This is a genomic window from Bordetella saccharivorans (genome assembly GCF_045862855.1).
GTDB classification, from domain to species: domain Bacteria; phylum Pseudomonadota; class Gammaproteobacteria; order Burkholderiales; family Burkholderiaceae_B; genus Bordetella_A; species Bordetella_A petrii_F.
In genome coordinates this window covers 987862-1001741 of sequence record NZ_BAAFZO010000001.1, presented here as the reverse complement: position 1 = coordinate 1001741, position 13880 = coordinate 987862, and the positions used below count along the sequence as shown (strand labels likewise).

The following is a 13880-nucleotide window of genomic DNA, read 5'->3' as shown; positions in this document are numbered from 1 at the left end:
CGCGCGCTTAACGGCACGCGAAGCGGGGAAAACCCTGAGAAGCCGCGCGGGCTGCGGCTTACAGCCCCACGCCGTCGCGCTGGCGCGTGACCCGGTAGAAGCGCCAGAACAATAGGGCGGCCGTGGCGCGATAGGGCGACCACTCGGCCGCCATGGCAATGAGGCGCGGGCGGTCGGGCGTCTGGCCGGGCGTCAGGGCGTCGCCCACGGCCTTCTGCAGGGCGATGTCGCCGGCCGGGAAGATGTCGGGATGGCCGGCGCAGAACATCAGGTAGATCTCGGCCGTCCAGGGGCCCACGCCCTTGTAGCGGGTCAGCGCGGCGATGGCGGCATCGGTCGGCATGGCCTCGATGGCGGGCAGGTCCAGCTCGCCCGCCACCAGCGCGTTGGCCAGCACGGTCAGCCCCTGGAACTTGCTGCGCGACAGGCCCACGCCCTGCAGGCCGCGCTCGCCCAGCGCCAGGAAGCCGTCCGGCGTCGTGGCGCCGGGTCGCGCGGCGAGCCGCCCCCAGATCGCATCGGCCGAGGCCACCGACACCTGCTGGCCGCAGATGACGCGGGCCAGGCCGGCAAAGCCCGCCGGCCGCGCGCGCAGGGGAACGTCGCCCACCGCTTCGCGCACCGGCCGCAGGCGCGGATCCAGTTCGATGAGCTGGCGCAGCTGCTGGTCGACGGCACCCTGGGTGGTCAGGCGGGCGGGGGCGGAGGCGGGGCGCGGAGCGGGCATGCGTGGGTCGGTAGGGAGTGGGCGGGCCGGGTTGTCTTGCCGCATATACTAGCCTGCCTGGGGCCTGCTCATGCGCGGCTCCTTTTCGTCCGAACAGGCCCCGAGGTACAGCCGTCTTCCGGATACAGAACCATGGACAGCGCAAGCAAGATCCCGCCCGATCCCGCCCCGCGGGACGCCGCCCGGCCGGCGCGGCAGGCGAAGAAAACCTCATGGGCCGCGGTCGTGGCGGGTGGCGCGTTCGGCCTGGCCGGCGCCATGGCGCCGGGACTGACCGCGCGCCTGGCGCGGCGCCTGATGTTCCGGCCCCGGCGCCTGCCGGCATCGGAGCCGGGCCGCAGCATCCTGGCCACCGCGCGGATCGAGCCGCTGCAGGTGGATGGGCAGACGATGTACAGCTACAGTTGGGGCGGGCCAGGCCCGGGCGTGTTGCTGGTGCATGGCTGGGGCGGCGACGCCGCCCAGATGACGGGCTTCGTCGAGCCGCTGCGCCAGGCCGGCCATCGGGTCGTGGCCATCGACATGGTGGCGCACGGCCGGTCGAGCGGCCGGCAGGCCTCGGTGCGGCATTTCGAGGCGTGCATCGCCAGCGCCGCGCGCGCGCATGGCCCATTCCACGGCGTCGTGGCGCATTCGATGGGCGCCGCGGCGGTGACCTTCGCCCTGTCGCGCGGGCTGCAGGCGCGCCGCGCGGTCTTCCTGGGGCCCGTCAGCCGCTACGACAGCGTCTGGGAATATTCCCGCCGCATGATGAACCTGCCGCCGCAGGTCATGCCGCGCATCGCGCGCCACGCCGAGCGCTGGCTGGGCGTCACCTTCGCCGAAATGGAGCCGGCGCGGCTCGCGCCGTCCATGTCGATCCCGCTGCTGGTCGTCCATGACCGCGGCGACCGCGAGAGTCCCTATGAAGACGGCGCGCTGCTGGCGGCGGGCTGGCCGCGCGCCGAGCTGCTGCCGACCGAGAAAATGGGCCACACGCGGGCGCTGCGCGACCCGGACATCCTGCGGCGGGCGGCGGCCTTCGTGTCCGGCGGGCAGGGCGGCGCTTCTTCTTGAGGGACCAGGCCCTAGCGTTTCTTGCGCCGGCCCTGCGGCACTTCGTCCAGGTCGGTGCAGACGGCCAGCACCTGCGCGGGCGTCTTGCTGAGAGTAAGGTAGACGTGTCCCATGCTGCTGTCGAAATAGGCCGACTCGAAGCGTTGCAGGACCACGCTTTCGCCGTTCTCGAACTGGATGCGCACCTTGCCCGACAGCACCACCACGAATTCCTGGCCGGGATGGCGGATGTAGTCGTCGAATTCGTCGACGCTGCGCGAATCGATGATGCCCAGCATGGGCGTCATCTTCTTGCCCGGGTACTCGCCCAGCAGCAGCCGGTAATGGTAGTTCTCGGTGACGTAGTCGCGCGCCTCGTCCAGGGTGGCCTTGACGTAGGTGGGCGGCACTTCGGCCTGCGGGCTGTCGCCCAGCATGAACAGCCGGGTCATGTCGATGTCCAGCCCGCGCGCCAGCGAGGCGAACTTTTCGTAGCTGAGGGCGATCTGGCCGAGTTCCGCCTTGGAGATGGTGGAGACGGCGATGCCCGATGCGCGGGACAGGTCGTGCAAGGTCATCTTGCGGGCCTTGCGCTCGGCGCGCAGCCGGGCGCCCATTTCTTTCTTGCCGACGATTTCGGGAGGAACGCGCGGGGCGGCAGGGGCCATGGAAAGCTTGGTATTGTTGTGGCTGGGCGGCGGCGCCCGCGGGCCCGCCGCAATGCAAGGGCAATTGTAAAGCCTGCGGTTCAGGACGGGGCGGACCCCAGCGGCGCGCCCGCGCCAGTGCGCTCGACGATCGGCCGGTAGTGCTCGGGCCGGCGGTGCGCGGCGAAATTGAATATATTGGCGCGGTAATGCCCGGACACCGACAGGTCGCACATGTAGTTGATGACCTCGTCGTCTTCCGAGAACGCGCGCACCATGATCTCGCCGGTGGGCGCGACGATGCACGAGCCGCCGATCATGGGACTGCCTTCCTCCACGCCGGCCTTGGCCGCCGCGGCGATCCAGCAGGCATTCTGGTAGGCGGCCGACTGCAGCGACAGCAAGTGATGGTGCATGCGCAGGTGGATGGGTTCGTTCCACTGCACGTAGCCCGACGGCGTGTTGTAGCCGACCATCACCACGTCCACGCCCTGCAGCCCCATGACGCGGAAGGTCTCGGGCCAGCGCCGGTCGTTGCAGATGCACATGCCGATGGCCGCGTCGGGGGTGTCCCAGACCGGGAAGCCCAGGTCGCCCACGGCGAAGTACTTCTTTTCCAGGTGCTGCAGGGCCGCGCCCTCGCGGCTGCTGGCGTCGCCGGGGATGTGGATCTTGCGGTACTTGCCGATGATGCGGCCGTCCGGCCCCACCAGGATGCTGGTGTTGTACTGGGTCTCGCCGTCCAGTTCGGCGTAGCCCAGGTAGAAGCCGATGCCCTTGGCGCGCGCCGCGTCGAACAGCGGCCGGGTCGCCGGGCCGGGCATCTCGGTCTCGAAGAAGCTGCGCACCTCGGCGGGGTCTTCCAGCGACCAGCGCGGGAAGAAGGTGGTCAGCGCCAGTTCCGGAAAGGTGACCCAGCGCGCGCCGCGGCCGTGGGCTTCGTGCAGCAGCTCGACCAGGCGGCGCACCACCTGGGCGCGCGTATCGGCGCGCTGCACCGGCCCGAGCTGCGCCACCGCCAGGTGCAGTTTCCTGGCGGCGCTCATTGCGCATTCCTTTCCAGCACGCGGCCGGCATGGTTGCCGGTGAAGGCCTGCGCTTCCCAGACCGGCGCGCCATTCACGTATACCGAATGGATGCCGGCGGCGCGTTCCATCGGGCGCTCGAAGGTGGCGGTATCGGCCACGGTGTCCGGGTCGAACACCACCAGGTCGGCGAAGTAGCCCGGCTGCACCTGCCCGCGCCCGGACAGGCCGAACTTGGCGGCGGTCAGGCCGGACATTTTCCATACCGCGGTCTCGAGCGGGAACAGCGCCACGTCGCGCGCATAGTGTCCCAGCACGCGCGGGAACGTGCCCCACAGGCGCGGATGCGGGCGTTCGTCGTGCGGCAGGCCGTCCGAGCCGATCATGGTGGGCGGGAACGCCAGGATGCGCCGCACGTCGGGTTCGTCCATCATGAAGTAGATGGCGCCGGCGGGCTGCAGTTCCTCCACCACGTCGTATTTGCTCTTGCCGCGCTCGGCCGCCACCTCGTCCAGGTCGCGGCCGGCCAGTTCGGGATAGGGCTTGCACCAGGTCACGATGGTGCGGCCGGCCAGCAGCACGCGGTCCTTCTTCAGCATGGTGGAGCCGGCCACGTAGGGGTAGGCGTCCAGCGAGACGTCCTGCCGGGCCATGGCGGCCTCGATGATGGCCAGCGTCTCGCGCGAGCGGCCGAAGTTCGGCTGGCCCATCACCTTGTGATGCGAGATGACGACTGGCACCGCCAGTTCGCGGCCGATGCGGAAGGTTTCCTCCAGGGCCTCGACGATGCGGTCGCCTTCGTCGCGCATGTGGGTGGCATAGATGCCGCGGCGCGGGCTCAGCGGGCGGCAGACCTCGATGATCTCCTCGGTGCTGGCGTGCGCGGCCGGCGGGTAGAACGTGCCGGTCGAGATGCCGATGGCGCCGCCGGCCATGGCGTCCTCCGCCAGCGCCTGCATGGCGTCGATCTCGGCGGAGGTGGCGGGACGGTCCAGGTCGGCCATGATGGCGGCGCGCAAGGTCGAATGGCCGACCATGCAGGCCGCGTTGACGGCCGCCGGCTGCGCGCGCAGCGCGTCGAGGTAGTCCGAGAAGCGCGCGTAGCGGTACGACCCGCCGGCGTCCAGCAAGTCCAGCGGCGCCGGCGGCGAATCGTGCCGCAGCGGCGCCAGGCTGATGCCGCAGTTGCCCGTCACCACGGTGGTGACGCCCTGCGAGATCTTCGGCGCCATGTCGCGGTGTTCGAGCAGGTAGTTGTCATCGTGCGTGTGCGAATCGATGAAGCCGGGCGCCACCACCTTGCCGGCCACGTCGATGCGGCGGCGCGCCGGCTGGCCCGCCAGGTCGCCCACGGCGGCCACGCGGTCGCCGCGCACGCCCACGTCCGCGACGCGGCGCGGCGCGTTGCTGCCGTCGATCAGCGTGCCGCCGGCCAGGATGAAGTCGTAGGGTTCATGAGCGGGTTGGGACATGCGGGACTCCGTTGATTCAAGCGAAATGGCAGGCGACCTGCTGGCCGGCGCCGGCCGGGCGAGGCGCCGGCGCTTCGCTGGCGCAGCGTGCCTGCGCCAGCGGGCAGCGGGTGCGGAACGCGCAGCCGGACGGCGGGTTCAGCGGACTGGGGATCTCGCCCTTGAGCGTCTGCGCGGGCCGCCGCTCGCCCTGGCGGGCCGAGGGCACGGAAGCCAGCAGGGCGCGGGTGTACGGATGCGCGGGGTGATTGAAGATGGCGTCGCGCGTGCCGGTCTCGACGATCTTGCCCAGGTACATGACGGCGACGTGGTGGCTGATGTGCCGCACCACGCTCAGGTCGTGCGAAATGAAGACATAGGTCAGGCCCATGTCGCGCTGCAAGTCCATCAGCAGGTTGATGACCTGGGCCTGCACCGACACGTCCAGCGCCGATACCGGCTCGTCGCAGACGATCAGGGCGGGCTGCAGGGCCAGCGCGCGGGCGATCACGATGCGCTGGCGCTGGCCGCCGGAAAACTCGTGCGGATAGCGGTCGGCCGCCTCGGGCCGCAGGCTGACGCGCTGCAGCAGCTCGGCCACGCGGCCGCGGATGGCCGCGCGGTCGTGGCCGAAATTGCGCAACGGCTCGCCCACGATGTCGCGCACCCGCATGCGCGGGTTCATCGACGAGAACGGATCCTGGAAGATGAACTGCATGCGCTGGCGCATGGCGCGCAGTTCGCGCGCGTCCATCTCGGCCAGATCGCGGCCCTCCAGCTGGATGCGGCCCTCGGTCGGATCGGTCAGGCGCACCAGGCATTTGCCGGTGGTCGATTTGCCGCAGCCGGACTCGCCGACCAGGCTGAGCGTCTGGCCGCGCGGCACCGCCAGCGAGATGCCGTCGACGGCGCGCAGCATGGCGGGGCCGTCCGGCCCCTGGACCGTGAAGTGCTTCTTCAGCCCGGCGACCTCCAGCAGGGCCGGGGCGGAGCGGGTGGCGGGGGTATCCATGGCGGGTCTCATGCGGGAACGGCGTTCGGGACGGGAGCTGCGGCGCGCGCCCAGCACCATGCGCGATGGCGGGCGCCGGCCTCGACCGCCGGCGGCGCCTCGGCGCCGCAGCGCGGCTGCGCTTCGGGGCAGCGGGCGGCAAAAGCGCAGCCGCGCGCCGCCGGGGTCATGACCGGCACGATGCCGGGCAGCTCCGCCAGGCGGGCAGTGTGGTCCTGGCCGTCCACGAAGGCGGGCAGCGAGCGGATCAGCGCGCGCGTGTACGGGTGCTGGGGCCGGTCGAGCACGTCGTCCACCGTGCCTTCCTCGACCTTGCGGCCGGCGTACATGACGATGACGCGCTGGCACATTTGCGCCACCACCCCCAGGTCGTGGGTGATGAGCACGATGGCGGTGCCCAGCCGCGCCTGGATGTCGCGCAGCAAGTCCAGTATCTGCGCCTGGATCGTCACGTCCAGGGCCGTGGTCGGCTCGTCGGCGATCAGCACCTTGGGCTGGCAGGCCAGCGCCATGGCGATCATGGCGCGCTGGCGCATGCCACCGGACATCTGGTACGGATACTCGCGCACGCGCCGGGCCGGGTCGGCGATCTGCACCATTTCCAGCAGTTCGGCCGCCTGCTCATAGGCGGCACGGCGCGATTTTCCCTGGTGCAGCATGATCGATTCGGCGATTTGCCGGCCGACCGTGAACACGGGGTTGAGCGAGGTCATCGGCTCCTGGAAGATCATCGAGACCTGGTTGCCCCGGATGGCGCGCATGGCCTTCTCGGGCAGGGCCAGCAGGTCGCGGCCGTCCAGTTCGACCCGGCCGGCGGCAACCCGGCCGGGCGCGCGCAGCAACCGCATGATCGACAGCGAGGTCACGCTCTTGCCGCAGCCGGATTCGCCGACCAGGCCCAGGGTCTCGCCGGGCGCGACCTCGAAAGACAGGTCGTCGACGGCCACCACGGTGGTGTCGTCGCCGTCGAAGCAGGTGGTAAGTCCCTGCACGCGCAGGGCGGGGTTCGCGGGGGTAGGCATGGCTGCTTCTCTCCGTTCAGAGCTTGCGCGCCAGGCGCGGGTCCAGCATGTCGCGCAGGCCGTCGCCCACCAGGTTGACCGCCAGCACGGCCAGGCCCAGGAACAGGCCGGGATAGAGGATGATATGGAACGCCACCGCCACGAAGTTGCGGCCCTCGGCCATGATGTTGCCCCAGCTCGGCGTGTGGGGCGGGATGCCGACCCCCAGGAAGCTGAGCACCGCCTCGGTCAGGATGGCGGACGCGGCGATGAAGGTGGCCTGTACCATCAGCGGGGCGAACAGGTTGGGCAGCACGTGGCGGACCAGGATGGCCGGCACGCGCGTGCCGCAGCACACCGCGGCCTCGATGTACGGCTGCTCGCGGATGCTGAGGACCAGGGCGCGCACCAGGCGCACCACGCGCGGCACTTCCGGCACGACGATGGCGATGATGACCGTCATCAGGCCACCTTTCAGGGTGGCCATCAGGGCGATGGCGAGCAGCACGCCGGGAATGGCCATCAGGCCGTCCATGATGCGCATGATCAGCGCGTCAATGCGGCGGAAATAGCCCGCGGCCATGCCCAGCGCCACGCCGATGAGGGTGGCGGCGGCGGCCACCGCCAGCCCCACCAGCAGCGAGATGCGCGCGCCCCAGACGGTGCGCGAATAGACGTCGCGGCCCAGGGCATCGGTGCCGAACCAGTGTTCGGCCGAGGGCGGCTTCATGCGCGCCAGCGGATTGATGTCCTGCGGGTCGACGGTGGCCAGCCAGGGGGCGGCAAGCGCCGCACAGGCCAGCAGCGCGAGAATGGCCGCGCCCAGGTAAAGAGTGGGCTGGCGCCGCAGGGCGCGCAGCGCGCGCTGATGCGCGGGACGGCGGGCCGGCAGGGGCAGGGCGATGGTCGACATGGCGATGCCTCAGAAGCGGATGCGCGGGTCGAACAGCCTGTAGCTCAGGTCGACCAGCAGGTTGATCAGCACGTAGATGCCCGAGGCCACCAGCAGCACGCCTTGGATGACGGGATAGTCGTGCCGCAGCACGGCGTCGATGGTCAGCCGTCCCAGCCCCGGAATGGCGAATACCGTCTCGGTGACCACCACGCCGCCGATCAGCAGCGCGATGCCCACGCCGATGGTGGTGACGATGGGATTGGCGGCGTTCTTCAGGGCGTGCCAGATCACCGGCCAGGTGCCCAGGCCCTTGGCGCGCGCGGTGCGGATATAGTCTTCCGACAGGGCTTCCAGCATGGTGGCGCGCGTCATGCGCGTCAGCAGCGCCATGTAGACCAGCCCCAGCGACAGGCAGGGCAGCACCAGGTGCCGCAGGTATTGCCCCAGGCCCTGCGCGAGCGGCCGGTAGCCCTGCACCGGCAGCCAGCCCAGCTTGATGGAAAAGCCGTAGACCAGGCTGTAGCCGATCAGGAACACCGGCACGGAAAACGCGCAGACCGAGCCGATCATCACCAGCCGGTCCGGCCAGCGGCCGGCGTGCCAGGCCGCCAGCACGCCCAGCGGGATGGCGGCGAGCACCGCAAACAGGATGGTGAACGCCGCGATCGACAGGGTCGGGCCCATGCGCTGCGCGATCAGCGTGGACACGGGCATTTGCGTGCCGATCGAGGTGCCCAGGTTGCCGGTGGCGATGTTGCCGACCCAGATGCCGAACTGTTGCAGCAGCGGCTTGTCCAGCCCCAGGTTCTGGCGGATTTTCTCCACGTCGGCGGCGGTGGCGTTGTCGCCCGCGATCACCGCCGCCGGGTCGCCCGGCGACAGGTGGATCAACAGGAACACGACCACGGCCACCACCGCCATGACGGGGATGACGGCCGCGATGCGGCGCAGCAGGTATTTCACGCTGGCTACTCCCGGGCCCTAGGGCTTCTCGATATTCCACATGACGGGGATGCCGGTCTTGATCAGCTCGACGTGCTGCAGCCCGCGCACCGCGAAGACCGGCTTGAATTCGCCCCACATGACATAGGGCACGCTCTCGTAGGCGCGGGCCTGCATGCGGGCCGCCAACTCCTTGCGCTTGGCGGGGTCCGATTCGCGGATCCAGCTGGTGCGCAGCGTGTCGAGTTCCTCGTCGCACGGCCAGCCCGGCAGGCTGTTGCCGCACGCCGCCGACAGCCACGGGTTGGTGACCGGCGTGCTGGCGTCGAAGTAGCCGCCCCAGGTCAGGAAGATGTTCCAGCCGCCTTGCGCGGGCGGATCTTTCTTCAGGCGCCGGGCCGCCAGCGAGGCCCAGTCCATGGACTGCAGGTCGACGTTGATGCCGGCCTTTTTCATGTTCTGCGCCAGCACCATCACCGCCGGGGCGCTGAGGTGGTCGGTGGGGTACAGCACCACCACCTTCTCGCCCTTGTAGCCGGCTTCCTGCAGCAGTTGGCGGGCCTTGTCGGCGTCCGGCTTGGCATAGCGCGCCGCGCCGGCGTCGGTGGCCAGCGGCGATCCGCAGATATACAGCGTGGGGCAGTAATCGACGCGATACTTCTCCGGGTAGCCCATGGCGGCCAGCATCTCGGCCTGGTTGACCAGGTAGTACAGCGCCTGGCGGGCGCGCGCGTCGTTGAACGGCGGATGCAGCGCGTTCACCACCACCATGCCCTGCGAGGCGACCGAGGTGCTCAGTTGAATGTCGCTGCTGCTTTCCAGCACGGGCAGGAAATCCGGCGTGACCTGCTCGATCATGTCGACTTCGCCGTTCATCAGCGCCGCCGTCGAGGTGTTGCCGTCGGGGATGTAGACCCATTCGACGCGATCCACCTTGACCCGCTTGCCGCCGGCCAGGCCGTCGGCCGGCTCGTCGCGCGGCACGTAGGCGGGGTTCTTCACGTACACCACCTTGTTGCCGGGCACCCACTCGTCGCGCTTGAACAGGAACGGGCCCGAGCCCACCATTTCGGTCACCGGCGAGTTGGGATCGGTGGCGGCCAGGCGCTTGGGCATGATGAACGGCGGCAGCCCGGACGGCTTGGACAGTGCGTCGAGCACCAGGCCGAACGGCTCCTTCAGCGTCAGCGTGAAGGAGTCGGCGCTGTCCGCGGTGAAGCTGGCGCCGGCCGCGAACATGGCCTGCCCCAGGGTGTCCTTCTTGGCCCAGCGCTCGATCGACGCGATGCAATCCTCGGCCGTGACCGGCGTGCCGTCGCTGAACTTCAGGCCCGGACGCAGCTTGAAGGTCCAGGTCTTGCCGTCGTCCGAGCGCGTCCAGGTATCCACCATCTGCGGCCGCACCTCGTCCTTGCTGTCGCGCGCGAACAGCATGTCGAACACCATGTAGCCATGGTTGCGCGTGATGTACGCGGTGTTGAACAGCGGGTCCAGCGTCTTCAGGTCGGCGTGCGGCACCAGCCGCAAGGTCTTGGGCTCTGCGGCCGCCCCGGTGGCCGCGGCCATGGCCACCAGGGCTGCGGCGCCCAGCAGGCTCAGTCGTTTCATCATTGTTGTTCCCCCTTGCACGGCGGCCGCGCGGGCCGCGGAAAAATGGTTCAGGCGGTCAGGGGCCACTTGGGGCGCGCGACCTTGGTGTAGGGCAGGGCGTTGTAGTCCTGCGTGATGGCGCCCGGCGTCTCGACGTAGATGACGCGCCTGGCGATCTGCGAATACGCCGCGTAGAAGTGCTGCGAGGACTTCACGACGACCAGCTTGCGGCTGGCCAGGTCGACGCCGAACTGGGTGAACAGGTCGGTGCCCATGGCCTGGTTGCGGTACGAGGTGAGCACCAGCAGCGTGCCGCCGCAGTCGAGCGCGACCGAGTCGCCGAGCTGGGCGGGCGTGCCCGCCAGGCCGGTCATGACGGCATCGCGCCTGAGGGCGAGCACCGTGCATTCCAGGTCGAGCGGCCGGCCGGACACGGGCGCCACCTTGCCGCCCAGGCGCAACTGCATGCGCGCCCCTTCACCTGCCTCGAAGCACAACTGCACGGCAACCGGATCCCAGAACGGCCCGAGCGCCGCGCCGTCGATGCCGCGATCGAGTATGCGCTCCAGGATGAAGGTGGAGTCGCTGGGCGCGCCGCCGCCGGCGTTGTCGGCCGAGTCGGCCAGCACCACCGGGAACTCGCCATGGGCCAGCGCCTGGTCCAGGGCCTCGTCGACGCCGGGATAGGGCGGCGCCAGCTGGTCGCGAAAGCCGATGATCTCTTCGCCCAGGCGGCGCGCCAGGGCGTCGGCCTGGGCCTGGTCGCCATCGGTGTAGACCAGCACTTTCGAGCCCATGTCGGGCGTGTCGCCCCAGGGAAAGCCGTGGGCGATCGACACCGACAGCACGCCGTCCTTGCCTTCCATGGCCAGCAGGCGGTCGACGAACCCGCGCATCGGTTCGCGGCTGGTGTGCATGATGGAGATCATCTGGCAGTCGTACACCGCACAGGCCGGCTTGATACCGCCCTGTGCCTTGGCCACGCACAGGTCGACCAGGTCGTAGGCGCGCTCGAGGATGTCGGTATGCGGGTACTCCTTGAAGCACACCAGGAAATCGGCGGCCTGCGTCATGGCCTGCGTCAGGTGGCAGTGCGGGTCCAGCTCGGCGCCGATGACCGTGTCCGGGCCGACGATCTCGCGCGCGCGGCGCAGCAGGTCGCCTTCGCAGTCGTCATAGCCGTCGGCCACCATGGCGCCATGCAGGCCGAACAGCGCGATGTCGACCGGGCCCGCGCGGCGCAGGTCTTCCAGCAACTCGTCGCGCAGCGTCTCGTAGGCGTGGCGCGTGGTGACTCCCGCCGGCATGGCGCCGGCCACCATGCCTTCGATCAGCGTCCAGTCCTTGCCCTGGGCGCGCTGGCGCGCCGCCCACAACGGCCCTGAGAACATCTGCATGCGATCGGGGTGCTGCCCGGCAGGAAAGTAGCCGCGCGCGCGATAGGCCGACAGGCCGGTGGGAATGGGCGAGAACGTGTTCGTTTCGGTGGCCAGCGATCCGGAGAAGATCTTCATGCGGTGGCTCCACGGTTGGAATGGCGGACCGGCGCGCGGGCGCCGGGCGAGCGGCTGCGGTCAGGCTTCCGAGACCGGCCCGGGCCGGCGGTCGGGCACCAGCGCCTGCATCTCGATCTCCACATCCACGTCCAGCGCCAGCCGCGCCTGCACCGTGGAGCGGGCCGGCAGGGCCTTGCCGAAGCGGGCCGCGTAGACTTCGTTGAAATCGGCGAACAGCGCCAGGTCCGACAGCCACACCGTGACGCGCACTACATCGTGCAGGGTGCAGCGGGCCAGGGCCAGCGTTTCGGTGATGCGGTCGAACACGGCCTCGGTCTGTACGCGGATGTCGCCGCGCACGACCTGCCCGGCGGCGTCCATCGGCACCTGGCCGGACAGGAACAGGAAGCCGCCTGCCTGCGTGGCGCGCGAGAACGGCATGGGCAGCGGGCTGGGATGGCGGATGATGCGTCGTGACATGGCAGTACCTCGATCGGTTTCCAGGGGCTTTCAGTGTGAGGCGATTCAGCGCAGGCGTCCGGGTCGCACGGCCTCGGCGTCCACCCCATGCTCGCGCAGGTGCCCGGGCACCGGGCGGCGCGCCAGCAGCGCGGCGGCCAGCTCCGAGGCGGCGGCCGCGGTCTGTATGCCGTAGCCGCCCTGGGCGGCCAGCCAGAAAAATCCCGGCGTCTGCTCGTCCCAGCCGATCGCGAAATCGCCATCGGCGACGAACGAGCGCAAGCCCGCCCAGGTGTGGCGCGGCCGCCGGATGCTCAGCGAGGTCGCCGATTCGATCCGGTGGATGCCGGTGGCCACGTCGAGTTCCTCGGGCACCACATCGTGCGGGGCTACCGGGTCGGCGTTGGCCGGCGAGCCCAGCAACTGGCCGGCGTCCGGCTTGAAATAGAAGCTCTCGTCCACGCCGACCACCGCCGGCCAGTCGGCGAAGTCCATGCCCTCGGGGCCGGCGAAGGTGAACGCGGTGCGGCGGCGCGGCTGCAGGCCGATGGGCGCGGCGCCGCACAGCCCGGCCACTTGGTCGGCCCAGGCCCCGGCCGCGTTGACCAGCGCGCGGGCACGCAGCGTCTGGCCGTCGGTGAGTTGCAGCGTCCAGCCGTCCGCGTCATGGCGCGCGCCGGCCAGCTCCGCGTTGGCGCGCAGCGTCGCGCCGCGTTGGCGCATGCCGCGCAGGAACCCCTGGTGCAGCGCGTGCACGTCGATGTCGCGCGCCTCGGGTTCGGCGATGGCGCCGCACAGCAGCTCACCGCGCAGGCAGGGCACGCGGGCCGCCGCCTCGGCGGCGCTCACCAGCGCGACCTGGCCCGACTGGTCGCGGAACTCGGCGTAGGTCTGTTGCAGCAGGTCCTCCTGGCCGAGTGTGGCGATGTACAGGACGCCGCGCGGGCCCAGCAGGGGATGATCGGCGAACCCGGCCGGCGGATGCTCGTAGAACTCCCGGCTGGCGCGCGTCAGCGCGCGGATGTGCGGCGTGCCGTAGGTTTCCATGAACATCGCGGCCGAGCGGCCGGTGGAGTGGTAGCCGGGCTGGGGCTCGCGCTCCAGCACCACCACCGAGGCGGTCTCGGCCATGCGGTAAGCGACCGAGGCGCCGGCAATGCCGGCGCCCACGATGGCGTAATCGTACGTTTGCTGCTCAGCCATTGTCGTATTCGATAATTCTCTGATTAGATAATTCGCGGATACGATAAGTTTGTTTGGCTGGCCGTGTAATAGGGGTTTTACCTAGCGGCGCGGAAAGCCGGCGGCCGCGTCGGGCGTTGCGCCCGCGCCTGCGCCGGCGTGGGGTCGGCGGATCGCCGCGTCAGGAATCGCGCTTGTGTTCCGGCTTGCCGCGGGTGGAACCGGACGCCATTTTTTCCAGCTCCTTCTTGTCCATGGATTCATACATGGACTTGGCGGCGCCCTTCAGTTCGCTCTTCTTCTGTTCGCCGCGCTTGGCGGACAGCGCGGCGCCGGCCGCGCGCTGCTGTGCTTGGGATTTGGCTGGCATGGTCACCTCCGTCGATAAATCAGGATGAGCCGCCGGGCACGCAAGCCG

The 13880-nt window shown here is 70.1% G+C and carries 14 protein-coding genes; 1 reads left to right on the top strand and 13 read right to left on the bottom strand.

The window, feature by feature from the left end; genetic code table 11:
• Nucleotides 1-58: 58 nt before the first annotated feature.
• Entirely contained in the window at nt 59-727 is a 669-nt protein-coding gene (locus ACKTT0_RS04770) for a DNA-3-methyladenine glycosylase family protein (RefSeq protein WP_407848557.1), read from the bottom strand.
• Between the two features lie 132 nt (nt 728-859).
• Between ACKTT0_RS04770 and ACKTT0_RS04765 the strand changes: the two genes are divergently transcribed.
• Complete coding sequence (locus tag ACKTT0_RS04765; RefSeq protein ID WP_407848556.1) at nt 860-1783, top strand: alpha/beta fold hydrolase; 924 nt, start codon at nt 860-862, stop codon at nt 1781-1783.
• A gap of 11 nt (nt 1784-1794) precedes the next feature.
• Here ACKTT0_RS04765 and ACKTT0_RS04760 read toward each other — a convergent pair whose 3' ends face one another.
• From ACKTT0_RS04760 to ACKTT0_RS04705, 12 genes are all read right to left on the bottom strand, one after another.
• The gene (locus ACKTT0_RS04760) at nt 1795-2430 is read right to left on the bottom strand and encodes a helix-turn-helix domain-containing protein (RefSeq protein ID WP_407848555.1); all 636 of its coding nucleotides are present in this window, start codon (nt 2428-2430) and stop codon (nt 1795-1797) included.
• A gap of 80 nt (nt 2431-2510) precedes the next feature.
• Nucleotides 2511-3455, bottom strand: coding sequence for an N-carbamoyl-D-amino-acid hydrolase (locus ACKTT0_RS04755; RefSeq protein WP_407848553.1), 945 nt, complete (start codon nt 3453-3455; stop codon nt 2511-2513).
• Nucleotides 3452-4906, bottom strand: a complete 1455-nt coding sequence (locus tag ACKTT0_RS04750) for an N-acyl-D-amino-acid deacylase family protein (protein ID WP_407848551.1) — start codon at nt 4904-4906, stop codon at nt 3452-3454. The genes ACKTT0_RS04755 and ACKTT0_RS04750 overlap by 4 nt, the downstream gene beginning before the upstream one ends.
• 16 nt (nt 4907-4922) lie before the next feature.
• Complete coding sequence (locus ACKTT0_RS04745) at nt 4923-5897, bottom strand: ABC transporter ATP-binding protein (protein ID WP_407848550.1); 975 nt, start codon at nt 5895-5897, stop codon at nt 4923-4925.
• Nucleotides 5898-5905: 8 nt separating this feature from the next.
• Nucleotides 5906-6919 carry an ABC transporter ATP-binding protein gene (locus ACKTT0_RS04740; protein ID WP_407848549.1) on the bottom strand — a complete coding sequence of 338 codons (1014 nt, stop codon included), beginning with the start codon at nt 6917-6919 and terminating at the stop codon, nt 5906-5908.
• A gap of 16 nt (nt 6920-6935) precedes the next feature.
• Entirely contained in the window at nt 6936-7811 is an 876-nt protein-coding gene (locus ACKTT0_RS04735) for an ABC transporter permease (RefSeq protein WP_407848547.1), read from the bottom strand.
• A gap of 9 nt (nt 7812-7820) precedes the next feature.
• Nucleotides 7821-8756 (bottom strand): ABC transporter permease, encoded by a 936-nt coding sequence (locus tag ACKTT0_RS04730; RefSeq protein ID WP_407848546.1) that lies wholly within the window; start codon nt 8754-8756, stop codon nt 7821-7823.
• An 18-nt stretch (nt 8757-8774) separates the two neighbouring features.
• Entirely contained in the window at nt 8775-10346 is a 1572-nt protein-coding gene (locus tag ACKTT0_RS04725; RefSeq protein ID WP_407848545.1) for an ABC transporter substrate-binding protein, read from the bottom strand.
• 47 nt (nt 10347-10393) lie between these two features.
• Entirely contained in the window at nt 10394-11839 is a 1446-nt protein-coding gene (locus ACKTT0_RS04720) for a M81 family metallopeptidase (protein WP_407848544.1), read from the bottom strand.
• A gap of 60 nt (nt 11840-11899) precedes the next feature.
• Nucleotides 11900-12301, bottom strand: a complete 402-nt coding sequence (locus ACKTT0_RS04715; RefSeq protein WP_407848543.1) for a RidA family protein — start codon at nt 12299-12301, stop codon at nt 11900-11902.
• Between the two features lie 45 nt (nt 12302-12346).
• Nucleotides 12347-13483 carry an NAD(P)/FAD-dependent oxidoreductase gene (locus ACKTT0_RS04710; RefSeq protein WP_407848541.1) on the bottom strand — a complete coding sequence of 379 codons (1137 nt, stop codon included), beginning with the start codon at nt 13481-13483 and terminating at the stop codon, nt 12347-12349.
• A 160-nt stretch (nt 13484-13643) separates the two neighbouring features.
• On the bottom strand, nt 13644-13832 hold the full coding sequence (locus ACKTT0_RS04705; RefSeq protein WP_028352779.1) for a DUF3008 family protein: 189 nt from the start codon (nt 13830-13832) through the stop codon (nt 13644-13646).
• Nucleotides 13833-13880: the final 48 nt, after the last annotated feature.